Consider the following 21287-nt stretch of genomic DNA (forward strand, 5'->3'; position numbering starts at 1 on the left):
GAGCGGCCTTCCTGCATTCTGTAGAGCCGAGCCCATGCTCGGCTGCCGTTCGTCGGAACCCCAGAGGCAAGGCAGCTCCATGAAGACTTGGTTGTTGGGACTGACAGCGGTGTGCGCATCGTCTGCGGCGATGGCGGCACAGCCACAGATGAGCGTCGATGTGAGATACGACTGGTACGGCTGGGGCTCGGTATCGGAGCACTGGGTGATCCGGCGCGATGCCTATGGCCTGACCACCCGCGTGCAGGTGGTGGAGAGGCCCGACGGCAAGGCGCGATTGCCGGAGCTGCTGCCGTTTGGCGCCATGGCGGCGCTCGACACCGCGCTGCAGACCGCCCCGCTGACCAGGGCGGCCGCGGTGCAGCGGATCGCTTCGCGGCTGGATCGCGCCGAAATACTGTCCCTGGACCCGGGGCTGCACAGCTTGGACACGGATGCCTGCTCGTTCGCACAGCAGCGCGCGTGGGCGCGCAAGGCGCTGTCCGGACGGAGCCTGCAGTCGCGTGTCGACCGGCATTTCTCCGGGCTCTGGACCGATGATGTGCCGATGATGACGGTTGTCGTGAGCCGGCCGGGGCGTCCGGATGTGGTGCTGGTGTCGACCTCACAGAAGGTAATGATGCTGCCCTGGAAACGCCTGCCCTCGGTGGTTTTCGAGCAGCAGGACCTGGACAACGCGCAGGAGCAGTGGCACCCGGAACTGAGCGAAGCGGTGATTGCCCTGCTGCCGGAAGGGGAAGACTCACGCAGGCGTTTCCAGACGCGCTGGTTGCATGACCGGCTGCGCAGGGATCTCGCGATGGAGTCGCTGGACTGTGGCGCCAGGGGCAGGGAATCCGCCATGTGATCAATTGCGCATGTCCTGAAATCAACCGTGGAGACACGGTAACGGCGTGTTACCGGCACATTCGCACGCCACGCAAATGATCTAGGCTGAACCTGATAGCTCGTTTCAGGTCACTGCGATGAAAGCCATTCTCCTTGCTGCAACGTTGTCGTTGGCCCTGGTTTCAACCGCCCATGCCCAGTCGTTTCCTGCTGAGCTGACGCAATTGGGCATCGTCGCCGGCATGCCCTATGCCAAGGCCAAGCGCCTGCTGGATGCGGCAGGCTGGCAGGCGAGTCCGGCACAGGGCGCCCCCGAGTCACTTGAGGGCTTTCCGGAAGTCGGATGCCAGAAGGGCGGAAAGCAGTGCGCGACAACCTTCGAGAAGGGCGGGCAGCAGATCGCGGTGCAGCTGGGCACTACCTTGGCAGGGCAGCCGTTCGTGCAGGGCGCTGATTGAGCGCCTGCCACTCTCACGCCAGCGGTAGGCGATCCTGGGCGCGTGACAGCCGGTCATGCAGGTCACGCACATGCTCGGCCTTGGCATGCACCCGGGTGGTATCACCGAAGCTGCGCAGGTAGGCGCAGGCGGCGAAGCCGGCACTCTTCTTTTCGTAATCGGCAATCCAGGCCAACCGGTCCGGGTTGTTGGCCTGTTCGGCTGACCACGCAGCCACCGGTGGCCTGATGCGATAACGCAGGCCGACGCGCCACGGCTTCGGTGTCAGTCGGGCACGGAAGCAATGCTGCAGCCGGCACATGCGCGCGTACAGGGTGTCGGTGCCCAGTGCCTTGAAGAATGCCTGGAGCTGCTCGTCCTCGGGTGAGAACGTGGCATGCATCGCCAGCACGCGCAGCCCCGCCGGGGTGCGGTAGACGCGCAGATGCCAATCGGGATGCTGCTCGCTGAAGGCGTCCACGCGCTTCAGCGCAAGCCCTTCAGCACCGCCGGCAGCGGCCAGGCGCTGCTTCCGCCGCATCAGCAGTGCCGCGTTGACCAGCAGCACTGCCACCACGCCCAGTACCAGGCCCACCAGCCAATGCCAGAGCACGGTGCCGATGACGGCGCCGGCAAGCAGCACGAGCGCAGCGACGATGGCCGGTATCACGCATCCAGCCGGTGGCTGCGCATGGTCGATGTCGGCGAACAGCACGTCGGGGCTGTTGAGGCACAGCGCGCCATAGCTGTTGCGGGTGATGATGACATCGCCATCGCGCTGCACGATCTGCTCGCGGATCGGCACGCCCTCCACACCGTAGTTGCTGCGCACTTCGCGACGCGGCAGCACCTGCCCGGCGATGATGGCGTTGAGGGCTTCATGGGCACGTGCGTCGGCGTGGGCCTGAGCTTGGGCAGGCCCCTCGTCGGACCAACCGAAGCGGCGCACGACCATCGGCCGGCCACGGAAACGGGCCTGCAGGCGGGCTTCGGCCCAGTACGCGGGAACGATCATCATCGTGCGGTGCTCCATCATCCATGGCAGGTGCCTGAGTGAGTCTGGCACAGCCCCGAAGGGCCTGCATGTGCCCGCTGCGGTGGCCGGGGCGGAGTGGTAGATTGCGCGCTTCGCATGCACTCCACCAAGGACGGAGCGATGTCCAGTTTCCTGCGTTGCCTGCTTGCCCTGGCCTGTGCCGGGGCGGTCGGCGTGGCGTCGGCGGGAACCCCGCCGGGGCCGCAGATCCTCACCACCGATGCCAGCCGCTTCTACGCGCTCTACGACAGCACCGGCGGCAAGCCCAGCATCGCCCAGCTGGCCGGTTACCTGGCCGAAGGCAGTCCGGGCCTGGGTGAACTGGCGAAGGCGCGCCGGGTCACGCCCGAGCGTATGGCCGAGGCCATTGCCAGCCAGCCCGGGGTGTATGCGCAGGGACGCGGTTGCCTTGCAGAGCTGCCGGCGGTGAAGCAGCGCCTGGTGCAGGTGTTCGGCAACCTGCAGGCGATCTATCCGCAGGCCGCGTTTCCGCCGGTGACCATCGCGGTCGGCCGCGGCCGACCGGTCGGGTTGACCTCCAAGAGCGGGGTGATCATCGGCCTGGAAGCGCTGTGCGCAGCCGATTTCATGAATCCCAATGTGCAGGACCGCTTCGTGCACGTGATCGCGCACGAGTACGTGCACATCCAGCAGACCGGCCTGACCGACGTCGAGCCGGGCGACCCGCATGCGACGGTGCTGCGTGTTTCACTGGGCGAAGGCATCGCCGAGTTCATCGGCGAGCTGATTTCCGGCAATGTCGGCAACGGTCGCCACGCGGCCTGGATCCGTGGCCGGGAAGTACATATCGAAAGCGCCTTCGCACTGGATGTGGACAGCACCGATCTGTCGCCGTGGCTGTACAACTACAAGCCCGGTTCGCAGGAACCCTATGATCTGGGCTACTGGGTGGGCTATCGCATCGCCAAGGCCTATTACCTGCAGGCCAAGGACAAGCGTGACGCGGTGCGTGCGCTGATCCAGCAGGACAACCCGAAGGCGATCCTGGCCGCCAGTGGCTGGACGCCAGGCATGTGGATGCCGGCCAAGGTGACCGGCGTGGCGGCGCGGTCGGCGGCACGCTGAGCGCGGGGCCGCGCGCTAGACTGGCGCAGACATTCAACGGAGAGACCCCATGCGTTCCTTGTCCGCTGGCCTGGCCGCGGTTGCCCTCGGTAGCGCGATGAGCGCCCATGGGATGGCGGCCGACGTGCCCGCCGTCAACCCGTTGTTGGTGGAACCTGTCGAGCGACTGCGCCCGGACGAGGTGCGCTTCATGCAGCAGCGCCTGGCCGATTGGCCGGAACTGCAGCGTTACCGCGATGCCAACGCGCGACTGCCTGCCGCCGTACCGGGGCAACCACGCGTGGTGCTCTTCGGTGACTCGATCACCGAAGGCTGGGGCAGGGAGGGCAGCGCGACGTTCTTTCCCGGCAAGGGTTGGCTCAATCGCGGGATCAGCGGCCAGACCACGGCGCAGATGCTGGTGCGTTTCCCGCAGGACGTGCTGGCACTCAAGCCGCGGGTGGTGGTGATCCTGGCTGGCACCAACGACATCGCCGGCAACACCGGCCCGTCCACGCAGGCGATGATCGAAGACAACCTGCACGCGATGGTGGACCTGGCTCGTGCACATGGCATTGCCGTGGTGCTGGCATCGGTGCTGCCGGTCAGCGATTACCCGTGGTTGCCGGGCACGGCACCTGCGCCCAAGGTGCGCGCATTGAACGCGGCATTGAAGCGCTATGCCGATGCGAAGCAGCTGGTCTATCTGGACTACTACACGCCGATGGCCAATGCCGCCGGAGGGCTGGATCCGCAGCTGGCCGACGACGGCGTGCATCCCACCGCGAAGGGCTATGCGGTGATGGCGCCGTTGGCCGAGGCGGCGGTCAAGCGCGCAATGGCGCTGGAGTAGGCACAGTACCCGCACTGCACAGGATCCAGCCCGCCAAGGTACAGTGGCGCCGAAGCTGGCCACGCCGCGTGGCCGCCAGGGACGATGGGGTGGGTGATGCGGAAGGGAATCCAGGGATGGCTTTGCCGCAGTGGCGCAACGATGGCCTTGCTGCTGGCCGCCGTGCCGGCGTTCAGTGCAGACACGGCGGTGCCTTCGCCGCTGACGCGTGAACCGGTGGGCGGCGTTTCGTTGGCCGAATGGACCGCCCGCTGGTGGCGCTGGGCCGACGCCCAGGGCGGCGCGCCCTATCTCGACCCGGATGGCCGTGTGTGTGATCTGGGCCAGGAAGGCCCGGTCTGGAACCTGGCCGGCACCAATGGCCGTTTCCGGCCACATCGCGAATGCGTGGTGCCGGCTGGCAAGTACCTGTTGCTGCCGATCATCAACATGGCGCACTACCAGGTGGATGAGGCTGTGTCCTGCAAGGAGCTGCAGGCGGGGGCGGCGGTCAACAACGATTACCTGATCAGCGCGGTGGTGCTGCTGGACGGCCAGCCACTGGGCGACATGCGCAGGCATCGGGTCCGCAGCGAAGGCTGCTTCCGCATGGATGCCGACGACGAACACTCTCGGCTGGCCGCCGCCGACGGCTATTGGGTAATGCTCAAGCCGTTGCCGCCGGGCCGGCATACCCTCAGCGTGGGTGCCAACTACGGCGTGCCGGATGGCGGCGCATACAGCCGCATGCGGCAGTCCTTCGAGTACGTGCTGCACGTGGGAGGGCGCACCCAGGTCGTGTCGCGCGAACCGCACGCGGTGCCGGTGGCGGCCCCCTGAAGCTCAGGCGTCGTCCTGCTTCAACGCCGCATCGGCGGCCAGCAACGCTTCGGCGGCCGCACTGAGCGGCGGCGACGGCGGGGCGACCACGCCGATCGCTTCCGTCATCTTCGGCATGCCCAGGAACTGCCGCGCACGCCGGTCGTAGATGCCGGTGACCAGCAGCGCGCGCGTGGCGATCTTCTGCTCGGCGCCGATCAGCACGCGCTGCTCCATGATGCCGCGCGAGCCGACCCAGCCCACCAGGCGCGTTTCCAGGGTGAAGCGCTGGAACGGCTTCAGCTCGCGACGGAACTGGATGGTGCCGGCGCCTACGATGGGCGCCCACTTCTCGCGCAGCGCCACCCGGCCCAGGCCCATGCGCAGGATCAGGTCCAGCCGGCCCAGGTCGAAGATGTTCCAGTAGCGACCGTTGGTCATGTGCAGGTTGCTGTCCAGGTCGTTGGGCAGCACCCGGAACTGCAGGCGCGAGACCCCGAACGGGGCCTCCAGCTTCGGCCGGAACAGGCTGTACAGCAGCAGGTGGAGCAGGCGGAACCAGAGATTCATGGTTATGACGACTGTTATAGAATCGCCGGTACGCTAATCTATGACGACTGTCTTAGCAAGGAGCCCGCCGTGAGCCCGCGTCCCTCTGATGCGCCACAACGCGTGATTGATGCTGCGGCACAGATGCTGGCGCGCGTGGGTCTCAATGCCACCAGCATTCGTGAGGTGACCAAGCTGGCCGAGGCACCGCTGGGCTCCACCTATCACCACTTTCCCGGCGGCAAGCAGGAGTTGCTGGCGCGCGCCACCCACATGGCTGGCGACAAGGTAGAAGCGCTGCTGGTGGAGCTGCTGAAGGGTGGGGCGGTGCAGGGCCTGCAGCAGTTCCTGGCGATGTGGCGTGAGCGCTTGCTGCGTTCCGGGTTCCGCGCGGGCTGTCCGGTGCTGGCCGCGGCAGTGGAAGAGCCGGTGGAGGCCGTGCCCAGCCAGGCACGTGTTGCCGCTGCCGAAGTGTTCGCGCGCTGGCAGGGGCATCTCGCCGGAGCCTTCATTGCCGACGGCCACGAACCTGCGGCGGCGGATGGACTGGCCAGCCTGGTGATTGCCAGCGTGGAAGGCGCAGTGGCGATGTGCCGCGCACTGCAGGACATCGCCCCGTTCGACCAGGTGGCCGCGCAGTTGCTGAAGGCGGCCGCGCGTCCTTGATCCGGCTATCCGCGTGCGGAAGACGCGCAGCAGGTCATCGGAAGATCATCAGATAGCCCCAGCCGAGCCCGATGGGCAGGAAGGCAGCGATGGCCGACGCGCCCAACCAACGCAGGTAGCTGCGGGAGGCGGGGGATCCCTGCCGCTTGAGGGCCCAGGCATGCGTCGGGAGCACCAGCAACGCCTGCACCGCAAAGGTGGCCACGGCGGCAAGCCATGCCACCAGGACGCCGAGGCAGCCATCGCTGATGCAGCGGCTACCAAACCACGAACCCCAACCGGCGAGGCCAATCATTGGAACGAACATCACGAGGGCGGTGGAGCGGGTGAGCTGGGAGACGTGCATGCCGTAGAGCATACTTTTTCGTAGCGGAAAGTCATGATCCAGCCGCCGGCGCGCGGGTACAAGGCCGGCGCCAGTGCGGCCTGTGGGTGATGGACCCACGGCCCCATCGCGCTGGAATCCGTCCACCACCGCCTACGCGTGCCCGGCAAGGATGTCCGCATGCAGCATCAGGTTCCCGAAGTCCCTGGCCGCGCTGCCTCCGGCCCCCGGCGGCGGAATGAAGCGCTCACGCCATTTTTCACGCGGTCCACTGAAATTGCCCGTAAACCACGGCAGCGAAGTCGTGCGTGCGCGCCAGCACCTGCAGCAGCGGGGTTGGCCACGCCTGCAGATGGCCCTGATCGTCGCCCTGACCGGTGCGGCCGGATTCCTTGCCTCGTACCTGCTGCGCCTGGCCGGCATCGACGCGATGTTGCTTCGCTACCCGATGGCCGTGTTGCTGGCCTATGGCGTGTTCCTGCTGCTGGTGTGGATCTGGATCCGCTGGCGCTGGGCAACGTACTGGAGGGACTGTCGCCGGATGTGGGCGGTGGCAGCCCATCGCCTCGCATGCAGGGCATGCAGGAACAGGGATGGTGGCGGGTATGCGTGTCGCATACGATCTGGCCGCTGCTCGGCCTGCTGCTGTTTTTCGCCGTACTGGGCTGGCTCGCGCAGGAATGCGTGCCGGGTGCGAGCCATCTGCTGCAGGTCATCCAGGGGGGGGAGTGCGGTTGGCTCCTTCATATCGCCTGGACCCGCCCCGTTTTCAGCTGCACTGAACAGTAGGCTATGATCGCGGTCGGCCGGGATTCGTGTCCCGGCGGTGTCACCTATCGGGAGCTTGTCGTACTGCATCTGAAACAGGGGCGCTGGATGGCCGGACGCCCACTGGGACACACAACCACTGACGAGGAAGAGCGCATGGATGTCGCTGCACGCAGGAACAGGACGTTGTTTCGTTGGATCATGGTGACGCTGCTGGCGGCGTTGTTGCCGTTTGCAGCACTGGCGCAGCCCGCAGCCGGGCAGGCCGATGGCGCCGAAGCCGCCACCGCCGCGGAAGAGGCGCAGTGCCGCGCCTGTACCTATGAGCGCATTGGAACCAAGGTCGATATCGGCCTGGTGGCACTGGTGTCGCTGCTGGTGGTGGGCCTGCTGACCGCGGCGTCGCGGGAATGGGGCACTACCTCGCAGCGCTGGACCTGCCGCACGCTGGCCCTGCTGCTGGTGGGTGTCGGTCTGGCGTTGCTGTGGTGGGCTGGCAGCGTCGTCTACCTGGGCTACAACCCGTGGCAGGAAATGGCCGCCCCCGCCGATGGCTCGCTCACCTCGACACTGCTCAGTACCTCGCCGAAGTGGTTGGCGGCACTGGTGCTGATCGGCTTGGCGCCTTCCATCTGGAAGCGCAGCGAGCGCCTGCCGGCCTGGCGTATCGGCTGACACTGGAACGGCGGCGCCGGATCACACCCGGCGCCGCCTGCGGTCATCAGTCAAACCGCAAACGCACACCAGCGTAGATGCCACGGCCTTCGCCCGGCGTCGAGCGGGCAATATCCCTGCCTACGTCGTCGTAGCCCGGCGTGACCGTGGCGGTGTAGTGGCGGTTGCCGAGGTTGCGCATCTCCGCCCAGGCCTGCCAGCGGCCACCGGGTGCGTCGTAGCCGATGCGGCTGCCGAAGATCACGTGGCTGTCGGCCCAGTAGCTGTTGGCGTAGTCGACGGCGATGCGCGAGGCGTATTCGGTATTGAGCGCGGCGTACAGGCCGGATGCGTGATCGAAGCGCAGCTCGGCCTGGTAGGCGTGGCGCGGCAGGCCGGGCAGGCGGTTGCTGCCGAAACGCGCGTCGTGGCGGTAGCGGAAATCGCTGAAGGTATAGGCCTGGCGAAGCGACAGCCGGCCCGGTGCAGCCCGCCACAGCGTGCTGTCCAATCCGGCCTCGATGCCGCGGTGAACGGTGGGGCTGGCGTTGTTCTCGGCGATGAACAGGTTCGGCACCGGTTGCAGTTCAACGCTCAGCAGTTCGTGGTTCACGTGCGCGTAGTAGCCGGTCAGTTCCCAGCGGCCCAGCGCCGCGTCACCGCGCGCGCCCAGTTCCAGCGTGGTGGCGGTCTGGTTCTGCATCGGCACCGGCGCGCGCTGGCGGCCGGTAGACGGGCCATTGCCTGGCCCGAAGTACTGGTTCGAGCCCCAGATCATCGACCACGGGTGCGGCGCCTCCACCGAGCGGCTGAGGTTGCCGAACCACTGGGTCCGGGCGCTGTGCTGCCAGGTGAAGCCCAGTCGCGGCGCGTAGTCCCAGTCGTGGTCGCGCAGGCGGCCACCGCTGCTCGGCCAGGTCACCTGCACATCGCGACGGGTGTTGATCAGTGCCAGCCCGGTCTGCATGCGCAGGCGGTCATTGAAGGTGAGGGTGTTGCCGACGTGCAGCGTGCTGTCGGTGCCGTGGTGCCGGAAGTCACGCGTGCGCGTGCCGGCGGCATAGCCGTTGCTGGCAAAGCGCAGCGACTCGCGCACATCGGCGTCCAGATCGTGGGTGACGCGCAGGCCGACCGTGGTTTCGCTGTCCAGGCCGAACAGCCGGTGGCGGCGGCGGTAGTCCAGCGTGGCGTTGAGGTTGGCGTAGTCCAGCTGCTGCCGGTACAGGCTCTCGTTCAAGTCCATCGGGTACGTGTGATAGACCAGCCCGGCCTGCAACGAGGAGTCTTCATCGATCTGCAGCGTGGTGACGTTGCCCACCCAGGTGCTGCCCGGCTGCGGGCGACGCGCATCGATGGCCAGGTTGGCCGCATTCGCGGCACGCGGATCGTTACGGATCTGATCGCGGGTCAGGCGACCGGGCGTTTCATGATTGGTTTCGCGGTAGCGCACGAAGAAACGCGTCTGCAGGTCGGGCGTGATCTGCCAGCCGATGTTGGCCATCGCGCCCTTGCCGTCGCCGCGCGCATGACGCTGGTAACCGTCGAATTCGGTATCGGTGTAGGCCAGGAAGTAGTCGACATCACCACTGACGCCGCCCCAGCTGATGCCGCGCTTCTGGTAGCCACGGCTGCCGGCTTCGTAGTGCAGCTGCACGCCCGCCGAATCACGACCGCTGCGGCTGACGTAGTCGATGGCACCGCCCAGCGCCAACGCACCGCGCTCGAAGCCGTTGGCGCCCCGCAGGACTTCCACGCGCGACAGCCACAGCGGTTCCAGCAGCTCGTAGGGCGTGCCGCCCGGGCCGGTCAGTGGCAGGCCGTCGATCGACACCGCAATGCCCGAGGCGTGCGCGCCCGGGCCCCGGTTGATGCCCGAGCCACGGATCGAGATCTTGGTGCCCTCATTACCCGGCGACTGCGCGCTGATACCCGGCTGGTAGGCCAACACATCGGCGCTGGTGGATAGTCGGCTGTCGGCCTTGGCCACGTCGATGACGTTGCTGGCGCCGGGGATGCGCTTCAGGGCCTCGCGCGCCTGCGCGCTGGCATCGGCGGCAGCGGTGACCTGCACGGCATCGAGGGTGGTGGCCTGCGGGGCGGCGGCGGCGGTGGAAGCCAGGGCGAGGGAAACAGCCAGGAACAGCAGCGACGGGTGAGGGCGGTACGACGGAAGCGACATGCGGGAATGCTGTAAACCACGAAAGTGGCGCGCAAGTTAACAGGTCGACAGCGCCGCGTCACCCGCCGGCGGCGTATGGCCGCCCGCCGTGTTCCTGTAGAGCCGAGCCCACGCTCGGCTAATCGCGCGAAGCGCGGGTTGTCTGCCATCGCGGCGAAGATCAGCCGAGCACGGGCTCGGCGCTACAGCAGGGTTTATGGCGAGGGCTTCGCCAGCTTCTTGGCCTTCGCGTACAGCCGATCAGCCGCTTCCCTCTCCCCCAATGCAGCGTGGCACTCGGCCAGGCTGTCCCACGTGTTGGCGGACTGCGGATACAGCTCGGTGTTCAGCGCGAACACCTTCAGCGCCTTGCGTGCACCGAGGCTTTCGCGGATGGCATAGCCATCACCGTTGATCGCACGCTCCAGTTCGCCGGTGGGAACGCCATTGCTGTCGCGCAGCCAGCTACGCATCTGCGGTTTCGCATCGGTGCTGTCATCCAGCGCATAGCCGATCAGCCGCTCGGACAACACCGCATGCGGAAACTCCCCGGGCGCAACCACCGCCATCGTGCTCTCCACCAGCGTGCTGGACCAGACATTGCGGGCGCTGCCATTGGTCAGGTACACGAACACCCAGTAGCCGCTGGCCAGCGTGCCCTTGTAGGCCAATCGCGCACGTACACGGGTGCCACCATCGTGGCCGACCTGGGTGTAGCCGTCGCTGCGGGTGGTGTCCCAGCCGGTGGAGAAGAAGTTGCTGCCGCCACCGCTCAGCTTCTGCGGCTGCCAGAGTTTTTCCAGGGTCGCCGTGCGCACCAGCTTGCCGGTCGCCAGCGCCTGCAGGAAACGGTTCATGTCGCCCACGGTGGTCTGCAGGTCGGCATGCCCCCAGCCGTAGTTGGGCCAGGGATCTTCATTGGCCGGTTGCAACGCGCCATCCTTGCCGATGTACGGCACCGCCGCGCGCTCGACCGGCACGTTGGCGATGCCCCATGACGTGCTGGTCATCTTCAATGGCTGCAGGATGCGTTCGCGCGCGATGGCCGGGTAGGGCGTGCGGTAGTGTGCTTCCAGCAGCGCTGTCAGTACCAGGTAGTTGGCCTGGGTGTACTGCATGCGGCTGCCGGTGGCGAACTGCATCGGTGCCGCGCCGGCGACTTTCAGCGCAGCGGCAAGGTCAGGCGCTACACCGGGGTAGCCCTTGCTCACCCAGCGGTTATCCACCCGGTCGTAGTACTCGCCGATGCCGGAGCTGTGGTTGAGGAAATCACGCACGTGGATCGCCTGCCATGCAATCGGCAGGCCCGGCACGTAGCGGCTGGCCGGCGCATCCAGATCCACCTTGCCCTGATCGACCAGTTGCATCACCAGCGTGCTGGTCAGCAGCTTGGCCATCGACTGCGCGGCGAAGATGGTCTCGACGGTGGCAGGGGCATGGGCAGCGGGATCACGTTCACCGCTGGCGCCCTGGTAGAGCACCTGGCCGTTGTGTGTGACCAGTACCGCCTGGCCGGCAATGCCGTAGCGCTCGCGGTTGCTCTGCAGTTGGGCGTCGAGCTGAGTGGAGAGAGTGGTGGAGACGTCACGCGCCGAAGCGGGCGGGATCGCAAACAGCGTGCAGAGCAGTGCGGCAGCGAGCGTGCGGTACATCGCGGTGATCCATCAGCGGTGATGGCGCATGTTGGTCACGACCGACGAGCGGGTCAAGGCCGCCGATTCCCGCATCGGGGAGAGCCGGCCAGCGGCCGGCACTACCACACGTTTCGGTAGTGCCGGCCGCTGGCCGGCACCTCCGTGATCAGCCGAGGATTCCCGGCAGATCCAGTCCCTTTTCCTTCGCGCAGTCGATCGCGATGCCATACCCCGCATCGGCATGGCGCATCACGCCAGTGGCCGGGTCGTTCCACAGCACGCGGCCAATCCGCTTCGCCGCCGCTTCGGTGCCATCACAGACAATCACCATGCCGGCGTGCTGCGAGAAGCCCATGCCCACGCCGCCACCGTGGTGCAGCGACACCCACGTCGCGCCGCTGGCGGTGTTGAGCAGGGCGTTCAGCAGCGGCCAGTCGGACACCGCATCGGAACCGTCGGCCATCGCTTCGGTTTCGCGGTTCGGCGAAGCGACGCTGCCGCTGTCCAGATGGTCACGACCGATCACCACCGGTGCCTTCAGTTCGCCGTTGGCCACCATTTCATTGAAGGCCAGGCCGAGGCGATCACGATCACCCAGGCCGACCCAGCAGATGCGTGCCGGCAGGCCCTGGAACTTGATCTTCTCGGCGGCCATGTCCAGCCAGCGGTGCAGGTGCGGGTTGTCCGGAATCAGTTCCTTCACCTTGGCATCGGTCTTGGCGATGTCTTCCGGATCACCGCTCAGTGCAGCCCAGCGGAACGGGCCGATGCCGCGGCAGAACAGTGGACGGATATAGGCCGGCACGAACCCCGGGAAATCGAAGGCATTGGCCACGCCTTCTTCCAGTGCCATCTGCCGCAGGTTGTTGCCGTAGTCCACGGTCGGCACGCCCAGCGCGTGGAAGCCGAGCATGGCGCGGATGTGGTTGGCCATCGATGCACGCGCAGCCTTCTCCACTTCCTTGGGGGCGGAAGCGCGCTTCTCATCCCACTGTTCGACCGTCCAGCCCTGCGGCAGGTAGCCGTTCACCGGGTCGTGCGCGGAGGTCTGGTCGGTCAGCAGGTCCGGCTTCACGCCGCGCTTGAGCAGTTCGGCCAGCACATCGGCAACGTTGCCGAGCAGGCCCACCGACTTCGGCGTGCCGGCCTTGCACGACTCGTCGATCAGGCGCAGCGCTTCGTCCAGGTTGTCGGTCCAGGTATCCAGGTAGCCGGTGCGCAGGCGCATGTCGATGCTGCTCTTGCGGCACTCGACGGCCAGGCAGGAGGCGCCGGCCATCACGGCAGCCAGCGGCTGTGCACCACCCATGCCGCCGAGGCCACCGGTGAACAGCCACTTCCCGGTCAGGTCGCCGCCGAAATGCTGGCGCCCCATTTCCACGAAGGTCTCGTAGGTGCCCTGCACGATGCCCTGCGCACCGATGTAGATCCAGCTGCCGGCGGTCATCTGGCCGTACATGGCCAGGCCCTTCTTATCCAGCTCGTTGAAGTGGTCCCAGTTGGCCCAGCGCGGCACCAGGTTGGAATTGGCGATCAGCACGCGCGGCGCGTCGGCGTGGGTGCGGAACACGCCTACCGGCTTGCCCGACTGCACCAGCAGGGTCTGGTCGTCGTCCAGGCGCTTGAGCGTCTCGACGATGGCATCGAGGCTTTCCCAGTCGCGCGCGGCGCGGCCGATGCCGCCGTACACCACCAGTTCCTGCGGGCGCTCGGCCACGTCCGGGTGCAGGTTGTTCATCAGCATGCGCAGCGGTGCTTCGGTCAGCCAGCTCTTGGCATTGAGCGTGGTGCCGGTCGGCGCGGCGACGGTGCGGGATGGGTCGTTGCGGGTCATGCGGCGCTCCGGTTCGTAGCGAATTCAAGGCAGGCGTTGAGCACCTGCGCCAGGGTGTGGCGCAGGGGTGCGGCGAGGTCGGGGTCGAGCGGGGTGGGCCAGCTGTGTTCGTCCACCTGGTCCGGCAGGGGCTCGTGCATGTAGCCGCGGCAGGCAAGTTCCATCTGCAGGCTATGCACGCCGCCCGGGATGTTGCTGTAGTGGCGGGTGATCCAGCCGCCCTTGAAGCGGCCGTTGCGCACCTGGCTCATGCCACTGAGCGCCAGCAGGTTCTCCACCACATCGCTCAAGGCGTTGTCGCAGGAGGTGTCCGGTGCACCGGAGGGGCCGGCGGTACCCAGGTTGAACTGCGGCAGCTCGCCTTCGAACAGGTGCGGGATGTGTGAGCGGATCGAGTGCGCGTCGTACACCACCACGGTAGCGTGGCGTGCGCGCAGGCGCGTGATCTGCGCCGCCAGCGCATCGTGGTAAGGCAGGAAATACGTGTCGCGGCGACGGGCGATTTCCGCTTCGTCCGGTTCGCGCCCGGCGTGGTACAGCGGCTGGTTGTCGAAGGTGGTCAGCGGGCACAGGCCGGTGGTGTTCTGGCCCGGGTACAGCGACACGCCGCTGGGATCGCGGTTGAGGTCGATCACCGAACGCGAGATCGCCGAGCGCACCGTGGTCGCGCCCATGCCACGCACGAAGTCGTACAGTTCGTGTACCCACCAGTCTGTGTCGCGGCGGGCCAGCCACGGTGAGTGGTAGTCGCCGATCAGGTCGTGCGGCAGCTCGCTGCCGGTATGCGGAAAGCTGACGATGAGGGGGGCGTCGCCTTCGTGCACCGTCAGCCATTCGGGATGGGTATTCATGCCTGCGGTTCCACGGTTGGCAGCAGGTCGGTCAGGCCCTGCGCCAGCGCGCCACTGCGCACCAGATTCGTGGCGGTCACCATGTCCGGATGGAAGTAGCGGTCTTCTTCCAGCGTCGGCACCTGCGCACGCAGGGTGGCGCGCACGGTTTCCAGCGCGGCGCTGGAGCGCAGCGGGGCGTGGAAGTCGCAACCCTGCGCAGCGGCCAGCAGCTCGATGCCGATCACGTTGGCGGCGTTCTCGGCCATCTGCATCAGCCGGCGTGCGCCATGCGCGGCCATCGACACATGGTCTTCCTGGTTGGCCGAGGTCGGGATCGAGTCAACGCTGGCCGGGTAGGCGCGCTGCTTGTTTTCCGAGACCAGTGCAGCAGCAGTCACCTGCGGAATCATGAAACCGGAATTCAAACCGGGACGCGGGGTCAGGAAGGCGGGCAGGCCGGACAGCGCCGGATCGACCAGCATCGCCAGGCGGCGCTCGCTGATCGAACCGATCTCGCACACCGCCATCGCCAGCATGTCGGCGGCAAAGGCCACCGGCTCGGCGTGGAAGTTGCCACCGGACAGCGCTTCGCCGGTATCGGTGAACACCAGCGGATTGTCGGACACGCCGTTGGCTTCGATTTCCAGCGTGGTCGCGGCCTGGCGCAGGATGTCCAGCGCCGCGCCCATCACCTGCGGCTGGCAGCGCAGGCAGTAGGGGTCCTGCACGCGCACGTCGTTGTCACGGTGTGATTCGCGGATGTCCGAGCCCTGCATCAGCGTGCGCAGGGTGGCGGCGGTGGCGATCTGCCCGCGCTGGCCGCGGATCGCGTGGATGCGGGGGTCGAAGGGCGTGTCGGAACCCTTGGCCGCTTCCACCGACAGCGCGCCGGTGACCAGTGCGGCCTGGAACACGGTCTCGATCTCGAACAGGCCGGCCAACGCATAGGCGGTGGAGAACTGGGTGCCGTTGAGCAGCGCCAGGCCTTCCTTCGCGCCCAGTTCGATCGGCTGCAGGCCGGCACGTGCCAGTGCGTCGGCTGCCGGTAGACGCTCGTCACCGATGAAGGCTTCGCCTACGCCCAGCATCACGCTGGCCAGGTGCGAGAGCGGCGCCAGGTCACCCGAGGCACCCACCGAGCCCTGCGCGGGCACCACCGGCAGCACGCCCTTGACCAGCATCGCTTCCAGCAGCAGCAGGGTTTCCTCGCGAATGCCCGAAGCACCCTGCGCCAGGCTGACCAGCTTCAGCGCCATCATCAGGCGCACCACGCTGGCCGGCATCGGCTCGCCCACGCCGGCGGCATGCGAGAGCACGATGTTCCGCTGCAGGGTGGCCAGGTCTTCGCGCTCGATGCGCACGCTGGCCAGCTTGCCGAAGCCGGTGTTGATGCCATACACCGGCGCGCCCTTGGCGACGATGGCGGCCACCGCCGCCGCACTGGCGCGCACCACCGGCAGCGCGGCCGGGTCCAGTGCGAGCGGCGCACCGCGATAGACCTGCCGCCACTGGGCGAGAGTGACATGGCCGGGGCGAAGAACCAGGGTGTTGCTCATGTGTTGCTCCAGGAGGCAGGCAGGTCGGGCTGTCCGCGCACCACGCGCGCGTGCAGCGGGTTGAATCCAATGCGATAGACCAGGTCGGCGGGGGCATCGATGTCCCAGATCGCCAGGTCGCAGTCCATGCCCACCGCCAGGCGGCCGATGCGCTCGCCATGGCCCAGTGCGCGCGCCGCTTCACGGGTGAAGCCGGCGATGCACTCGTCCACGGTCAGGCGGAACAGGGTGGCGCCCATGTTCATCGCCAGCAGCGGGCTGGTCAGCGGCGAAGTGCCCGGGTTGCTGTCGGTGGCCAGCGCCAGCGGTACGCCGGCCGCACGCAGCGCGGCGATCGGCGGCAGGGTGGTATCGCGGGTGAAATAGAAGGCACCGGGCAGCAGCACGGCGACGGTATCGGCAGCGGCCATCGCGGCGATGCCGGCATGGTCCAGATGTTCGATATGGTCGGCCGACAGTGCCCCGAAGCGGGCCGCCAGTTCGGCGCCATGCTGGTTGCTCAGCTGCTCGGCGTGGATCTTCACCGACAGCCCGTTGGCGCGCGCCGCTTCAAAGACCTGGCGCGCCTGCGCCGGCGAGAAGGCGATGTTCTCGCAGAACACATCCACCGCTTCGGCCAGGCCTTCGGCGGCGATGGCCGGAATCATCACCTCGCACACTTCGTCGGTGTACTCCTGTGCTTCGCGGCCTGGCGGAACCGCGTGCGCGCCGAGGAAGGTGGTCACCACGTTGACCCGGCATTCCTCGCCCAGCGCACGCGCCACCTGCAGCTGCTTGCGCTCGTCGGGCAGGGTCAGGCCGTAGCCGGACTTGATCTCGAGGGTGGTCACGCCCTCGGCGCGCATCGCCAGCAGGCGTGGCCGGCTTTCGCGGGCCAGCTGTTCCGGCGTGGCGGCACGGGTGGCGCGCACGGTGGAAACGATGCCGCCGCCGGCACGGGCGATCTCGGCATAGCTGACGCCCTGCAGGCGCTGCTCGAACTCGTTGGCGCGGTTGCCGGCGTAGACCAGGTGGGTATGGCAGTCGATCAGGCCGGGCGAAATCCAACGGCCTTCGCCGTCGATGCGGGTGGTCGGCTGCAGGTGGGCATCGCTGCCGGCCGCGCCGACATGGACGATGCGGCCGTCGGCGCAGGCCAGGACGCCATCGCGGATGACACCCAGCCCTTCGCCATCAAGGGTGATCAGGTGGACGTTGGACCAGAGGGTATCGACGTGCATGGCATCCACAACGCGGCTGTGCTTATATGTCTATACAATATAGGCGTCCATTTCGGGTTGTCCAGCCATGTCCGATTCGCGTTCCCCGCACAGTTTCCATGCCGCCCACGCCCTGCTGGCCGAGGGTTGGGTCCGCGATGTCCGCCTGCAGGTGCAGGACGGTCGCATCGCGGCCATCAGCACGGGGCAGGGCGCGCAGGCGGGCGACACCCGGGTCGGCATCCTGGTGCCGGGCCTGCCCAACCTGCACAGCCATGCCTTCCAGCGCGGCATGGCCGGGCTGACCGAGATCGGCGGCGGCGACGGTGACAGCTTCTGGAGCTGGCGCGAGCTGATGTACCGTTTCCTGGCCCACCTGCGCCCAGACGCGGTGCAGGCCATTGCCGCCCAGGCCTATATGGAAATGCTGGAAAGTGGCTTCACCCGCGTCGGCGAGTTCCATTACCTGCACCACGATGCCGACGGCCGGCCGTATACCAACCGCGCCGAGATGAGTGCGCGGATCGCCGCCGCCGCCGACCAGACCGGCATTGGCTTGACCCTGCTGCCGGTGTTCTATGCACATGCCGATTTCGGCGGGGCGGCGCCGAATCCAGCGCAGCGGCGCCTGATCCACGACGTGGACGGCTTCGCGCAGCTGCTGGAGGCCGCCAAGCCGGCCTTGGCCGCGCTGCCCGACGCGGTGCTCGGCATCGCACCGCACAGCCTGCGTGCGGTCACCGGCGAGGAACTGAGTGCGTTGCTGCCGCTGACCGACGGCCCGGTGCACATCCACATCGCCGAGCAGGTGCGCGAAGTGGAGGCCTGCCTGGCCTGGAGCGGCCAGCGCCCGGTGCAGTGGCTGTACAACCATGCGCCGGTGGATGCGCGCTGGTGCCTGGTGCATGCCACCCACATCACCGATGACGAGCGCGCGGCCATTGTGGCCAGCCAAGCCGTGGCCGGCCTGTGCCCGATCACCGAGGCCAACCTGGGCGACGGCCTGTTCCCGATGCAGGCGTTCGCGCGCGAGGGCGGGCGCTTCGGCGTCGGTTCCGATTCCAATGTGCTGATCGACGCGGCCGAAGAACTGCGCCTGCTCGAATACGGCCAGCGTCTGACCCTGCGCGGTCGCAACGTACTGGCCCCGGATGCCACCCGCAGCACCGGCCGCTTCCTGTTCGAAGGCGCACTGCACGGTGGCGCACAGGCGCTGGGCGTGGCCGCCGGCCTGCAGGTCGGCGCCAGTGCCGACCTGGTTGAACTGGACGCCGCACACCCGGCGCTGCAGGCGCGACAGGATGACGCATGGCTTGACAGCTGGGTGTTCGCCGCACGTAATGGCGCGCTGCGATCGGTCTGGCGCCATGGCCGCCAGTGCGTGGCCGAGGGCCGCCACCTGCAGCGCGAGGCGATCACCAGCGCCTTCGCTGCCGCCCTGCGCGGCGTGCTGGGCTGATCGCCTCCCGCCACCGAGACCCCATTACGTGAAGGCCAGCAAGTCCGCCACGCTCAACCAGCGTATCCGCAGCGATCTGGAAAGCCGCATCCTCAGTGGAGAGTGGGCGCCGGGCTTCCGGATTCCGTACGAGCACGAGTTGATGGAGCAGTACGGATGCTCGCGGATGACGGTGAACAAGGTGCTGACCGCACTGGCCGAGAGCGGCATGATCGAGCGCCGCCGTCGCGCGGGTTCGTTCGTGGCGCGTCAGCCACCGCACCTGGAGCAGGTGGCGCTGGAGATTCCCGATATCGCGATGGAGGTTGGCTCGCGCGGCCACCAGTACGCCTATCGCCTGCTGCAGCGCGACCTGCGCCTTGCCGATGCCGGCAATGCCGGTGAAGTCGAGCTGGCCGGACAGGAAAACCTGCTGGCGATGCGCTGCCTGCATCTGGCCGATGGTCGCCCGCTGGCACTGGAGCACCGCCTGATCAGCCCGGTGGGCGTGCCCGAGGTGTTGGAGGTCGACTTCAGCACCACCGCCCCGGGCAGCTGGCTGCTGCAGAACGTGTCCTGGACCCGTGCCCAGCATCGCATCAGTGCCTGGGGCGCGGATACTGCCACCGCCAGGCTGCTGGATGTGAAGCCCGGTACCGCCTGCCTGGTGATCGAACGCCTGACCTGGCGTGGCGAACAGCCGATCACCCGCGTTCGCCAGGTGTTCCTGGGGGATGCCTGGGACCTGGTGGCGCGCTTCGCGCCGGGCGCGCGATAGGGATTCCATCCACGCATGGCGTGGATCTACTCTGCCGAAACGACTGTCGCCTTGAACTCTGTCGGGGCGTGTGTACGATGTGTATCGTCCCTGCATGAAGAGCAGGGACCTCATCCGGGAACTGGAAGCGGCAGGTTGGATCTGTCGTCGGATCCGCGGATCCCATCATGTATTCGTGCACTCGCAGCACCCTCACATCATCACCGTTCCTCACCCAAGGAAGGATCTGGGGAAAGGGCTGGTGCAGGCGTTGCGGAAGCTCGCAGGACTGACGTAGGAGGGCCCATGCGATATCCAGTCTTGATCGAGGCGGGCGATGAGCGCACCGCGTGGGGTGTGGTCGTTCCAGATCTGCCGGGGTGCTTCTCAGCGGCCGACACGCTTGATGATGCGCTCACTGCGGCGGAAGAGGCGGCGCTCGCCTGGATTGATGTGGCCCTGGATGAGGGGCGCTCGATTCCGACACCTTCAGCGCCGCAGAAGATCGCCGCCGACGCATCCAAGGACATCTGTTGGATTCTTGCGTACATCTGCGTTGATCCGGCTCTGCTGGACGACACCATCGAGCGGGTCAATATCAGCCTGCCACGCCGGATCCTGGCGAGGCTGGATGCGCAGGCCAGAGCGGCGGGTGAATCGCGCTCCAGTTACATCGCCCATCTCGCGGCATTGGGCTGAGCAGGCGCCACGTGGAGCCGAGCCCATGCTCGGCTGCTGTTCGCGCGTGGCTCAACTCTGCAAAGGCATCCACGCGTGGCGTGGATCTACCAAGGGGTCGCGCATCGGGATTCAGTAGATCCACGCCATGCGCGGATGCTGCGCCATCAATACGTAGCGCACTGCCGCCAGCGTACGGGCTCATCCACGCCGGGGCGGGCGTTGAGCTGGATGCGCACGTTGCGCAGCGCGGGGTAGTGCAGCACTTCCTCGCAGACCAGCGGCCACACCGCGTCCAGTTCGCCGGTGCGGTTGATCGCCAGTGTCTGCCGGGTCAGCCAGACACCGCTGGCGATGCCGGGCTTGCCGGCCAGGGCGCGGGCCAGATCGGCCTGGAAGCGCTCCAGCGTGGCGGCATCGGGGTCGGGATTGCTGCGCGCGTCGGTCGCGGGGGCGACGGCAGGCGTGGGAGCGGGGGCGGCCGCAGGGACTGCTTCGATCGGGGCGGGTGCGGCTGAAGGCGCGGCCGAAGGCGTCGGCACCACCGGCGCCGCAGCAACCGGAGCGGGCTCTTCCACATGCAGGCCCTGCAGACCCAGGCCGACAAGCAGCCCCAGCGTGGCCGCACCCAGTGCGGCAATGGCAATGCGGCGCAGCGCTTCGTGCCGGGCGCTGGCGCGCACGCGCGCTTCGATATCGGCAGGGAGGTAGGGCTGCAGCAACGGCCACAGGCGCGGCCCGTCCAGCACTTCAACCGCCTGCTTCTCGGCGGCGCCACGGCCGTCGCGCTCGATACGGCCTTCGGTCAGCAGCACGCCACCCTTGGCGCCGGCCAGGCGCGCGGCCGCACCCAGTTCGTTCACTGCGGCGGTGCCGATGCGGTAGGCCAGGCCGTGCTTGCACGACACCAGCCATTGATTGGGGCCATCGCTGAGCAGGAAGTCGCTGCTCGGCTCGCGGGCATCTTCGGCCGGATCGACCAGCTCGCGCAGGCCACGCTGTTCGCGCAGCATGCGCTTGACCAGAACCGAGAATTCGCGCCAGTGCATGCCTGCCAGAGCCTGCAGGCCGAGTTGCATCTCCTTCTGCCGCCGCTTGATCCACCACAGATAGACAACGGCCAGGGAACAGGTAAGCAGGGCCGACAGCAGGGCCAGGATCCAAGGGAGCATGCAGGAGTAGGGCGGAAGGGGCGAAAGCGGAGAGCGACAGTGTAAAGGT

The 21287-nt window shown here is 67.5% G+C and carries 21 protein-coding genes and 1 pseudogene; 12 read left to right on the forward strand and 10 right to left on the reverse strand.

The window, feature by feature from the left end; all coding sequences use genetic code 11:
• The first annotated feature begins 148 nt into the window (after window positions 1-148).
• Window positions 149-847, forward strand: coding sequence for a hypothetical protein (locus tag AC5P53_RS07330; protein WP_232503914.1), 699 nt, complete (start codon window positions 149-151; stop codon window positions 845-847).
• A gap of 118 nt (window positions 848-965) precedes the next feature.
• Window positions 966-1286, forward strand: a complete 321-nt coding sequence (locus AC5P53_RS07335; RefSeq protein WP_041863592.1) for a hypothetical protein — start codon at window positions 966-968, stop codon at window positions 1284-1286.
• A 13-nt stretch (window positions 1287-1299) separates the two neighbouring features.
• On the opposite strand, the gene AC5P53_RS07340 is transcribed toward AC5P53_RS07335, so the two are convergent.
• Window positions 1300-2283 (reverse strand): hypothetical protein, encoded by a 984-nt coding sequence (locus AC5P53_RS07340; RefSeq protein ID WP_241887368.1) that lies wholly within the window; start codon window positions 2281-2283, stop codon window positions 1300-1302.
• Window positions 2284-2421: 138 nt separating this feature from the next.
• On the opposite strand from AC5P53_RS07340, the gene AC5P53_RS07345 reads away from it, so the two are divergent.
• From AC5P53_RS07345 to AC5P53_RS07355, 3 genes are all read left to right on the forward strand, one after another.
• Entirely contained in the window at window positions 2422-3387 is a 966-nt protein-coding gene (locus tag AC5P53_RS07345) for a DUF2268 domain-containing putative Zn-dependent protease (protein ID WP_241887371.1), read from the forward strand.
• Between the two features lie 49 nt (window positions 3388-3436).
• Window positions 3437-4219: an SGNH/GDSL hydrolase family protein gene (locus AC5P53_RS07350; protein WP_014647636.1), complete on the forward strand. Its 783-nt coding sequence runs from the start codon at window positions 3437-3439 to the stop codon at window positions 4217-4219.
• 141 nt (window positions 4220-4360) lie between these two features.
• A complete protein-coding gene (locus tag AC5P53_RS07355) occupies window positions 4361-5038 on the forward strand; it encodes a hypothetical protein (protein WP_049408613.1) in 678 nt (225 codons plus the stop codon).
• A gap of 3 nt (window positions 5039-5041) precedes the next feature.
• Here the strand turns inward: AC5P53_RS07355 and AC5P53_RS07360 are convergent, their stop codons facing one another.
• On the reverse strand, window positions 5042-5587 hold the full coding sequence (locus AC5P53_RS07360; protein WP_495227209.1) for a thioesterase family protein: 546 nt from the start codon (window positions 5585-5587) through the stop codon (window positions 5042-5044).
• Window positions 5588-5656: 69 nt separating this feature from the next.
• Between AC5P53_RS07360 and AC5P53_RS07365 the strand changes: the two genes are divergently transcribed.
• The gene (locus AC5P53_RS07365; RefSeq protein WP_241887375.1) at window positions 5657-6232 is read left to right on the forward strand and encodes a TetR/AcrR family transcriptional regulator; all 576 of its coding nucleotides are present in this window, start codon (window positions 5657-5659) and stop codon (window positions 6230-6232) included.
• A 34-nt stretch (window positions 6233-6266) separates the two neighbouring features.
• Here the strand turns inward: AC5P53_RS07365 and AC5P53_RS07370 are convergent, their stop codons facing one another.
• Window positions 6267-6590 (reverse strand): hypothetical protein, encoded by a 324-nt coding sequence (locus AC5P53_RS07370; RefSeq protein ID WP_014647632.1) that lies wholly within the window; start codon window positions 6588-6590, stop codon window positions 6267-6269.
• A gap of 205 nt (window positions 6591-6795) precedes the next feature.
• On the opposite strand from AC5P53_RS07370, the pseudogene AC5P53_RS07375 reads away from it, so the two are divergent.
• Window positions 6796-7283: pseudogene (locus AC5P53_RS07375) on the forward strand (hypothetical protein); the annotation flags it as partial.
• A 198-nt stretch (window positions 7284-7481) separates the two neighbouring features.
• Window positions 7482-8000: a hypothetical protein gene (locus AC5P53_RS07380; RefSeq protein WP_014647630.1), complete on the forward strand. Its 519-nt coding sequence runs from the start codon at window positions 7482-7484 to the stop codon at window positions 7998-8000.
• 46 nt (window positions 8001-8046) lie between these two features.
• Here AC5P53_RS07380 and AC5P53_RS07385 read toward each other — a convergent pair whose 3' ends face one another.
• From AC5P53_RS07385 to hutI, 6 genes are all read right to left on the reverse strand, one after another.
• Window positions 8047-10158, reverse strand: coding sequence for a TonB-dependent receptor family protein (locus AC5P53_RS07385; protein WP_241887378.1), 2112 nt, complete (start codon window positions 10156-10158; stop codon window positions 8047-8049).
• Window positions 10159-10352: 194 nt separating this feature from the next.
• Window positions 10353-11789, reverse strand: a complete 1437-nt coding sequence (locus AC5P53_RS07390) for a serine hydrolase domain-containing protein (protein ID WP_241887381.1) — start codon at window positions 11787-11789, stop codon at window positions 10353-10355.
• Between the two features lie 148 nt (window positions 11790-11937).
• Complete coding sequence (gene hutU / locus AC5P53_RS07395) at window positions 11938-13605, reverse strand: urocanate hydratase (protein ID WP_241887384.1); 1668 nt, start codon at window positions 13603-13605, stop codon at window positions 11938-11940.
• Entirely contained in the window at window positions 13602-14456 is an 855-nt protein-coding gene (hutG, locus tag AC5P53_RS07400; protein ID WP_049442479.1) for an N-formylglutamate deformylase, read from the reverse strand. The genes hutU and hutG overlap by 4 nt, the downstream gene beginning before the upstream one ends.
• The gene (hutH, locus tag AC5P53_RS07405; RefSeq protein ID WP_046431447.1) at window positions 14453-15994 is read right to left on the reverse strand and encodes a histidine ammonia-lyase; all 1542 of its coding nucleotides are present in this window, start codon (window positions 15992-15994) and stop codon (window positions 14453-14455) included. The genes hutG and hutH overlap by 4 nt, the downstream gene beginning before the upstream one ends.
• Window positions 15991-17214 carry an imidazolonepropionase gene (gene hutI, locus AC5P53_RS07410; protein WP_241887388.1) on the reverse strand — a complete coding sequence of 408 codons (1224 nt, stop codon included), beginning with the start codon at window positions 17212-17214 and terminating at the stop codon, window positions 15991-15993. Before hutI ends, hutH begins: the two co-directional genes overlap by 4 nt.
• 67 nt (window positions 17215-17281) lie before the next feature.
• Here hutI and AC5P53_RS07415 point away from each other — a divergent pair, with 67 nt between their 5' ends.
• From AC5P53_RS07415 to AC5P53_RS07430, 4 genes are all read left to right on the forward strand, one after another.
• Window positions 17282-18652, forward strand: coding sequence for a formimidoylglutamate deiminase (locus AC5P53_RS07415; RefSeq protein WP_049442480.1), 1371 nt, complete (start codon window positions 17282-17284; stop codon window positions 18650-18652).
• A gap of 28 nt (window positions 18653-18680) precedes the next feature.
• Window positions 18681-19409, forward strand: coding sequence for a histidine utilization transcriptional repressor HutC (gene hutC, locus AC5P53_RS07420; protein WP_033835268.1), 729 nt, complete (start codon window positions 18681-18683; stop codon window positions 19407-19409).
• A 94-nt stretch (window positions 19410-19503) separates the two neighbouring features.
• Entirely contained in the window at window positions 19504-19686 is a 183-nt protein-coding gene (locus AC5P53_RS07425) for a type II toxin-antitoxin system HicA family toxin (protein WP_080053039.1), read from the forward strand.
• Between the two features lie 8 nt (window positions 19687-19694).
• The gene (locus tag AC5P53_RS07430) at window positions 19695-20087 is read left to right on the forward strand and encodes a type II toxin-antitoxin system HicB family antitoxin (RefSeq protein ID WP_049442481.1); all 393 of its coding nucleotides are present in this window, start codon (window positions 19695-19697) and stop codon (window positions 20085-20087) included.
• A gap of 146 nt (window positions 20088-20233) precedes the next feature.
• On the opposite strand, the gene AC5P53_RS07435 is transcribed toward AC5P53_RS07430, so the two are convergent.
• Window positions 20234-21238 carry a restriction endonuclease gene (locus AC5P53_RS07435; protein ID WP_241887391.1) on the reverse strand — a complete coding sequence of 335 codons (1005 nt, stop codon included), beginning with the start codon at window positions 21236-21238 and terminating at the stop codon, window positions 20234-20236.
• Window positions 21239-21287: the final 49 nt, after the last annotated feature.

The sequence above is a fragment of the Stenotrophomonas sp. YJH_SMC_82 genome (assembly GCF_059368875.1).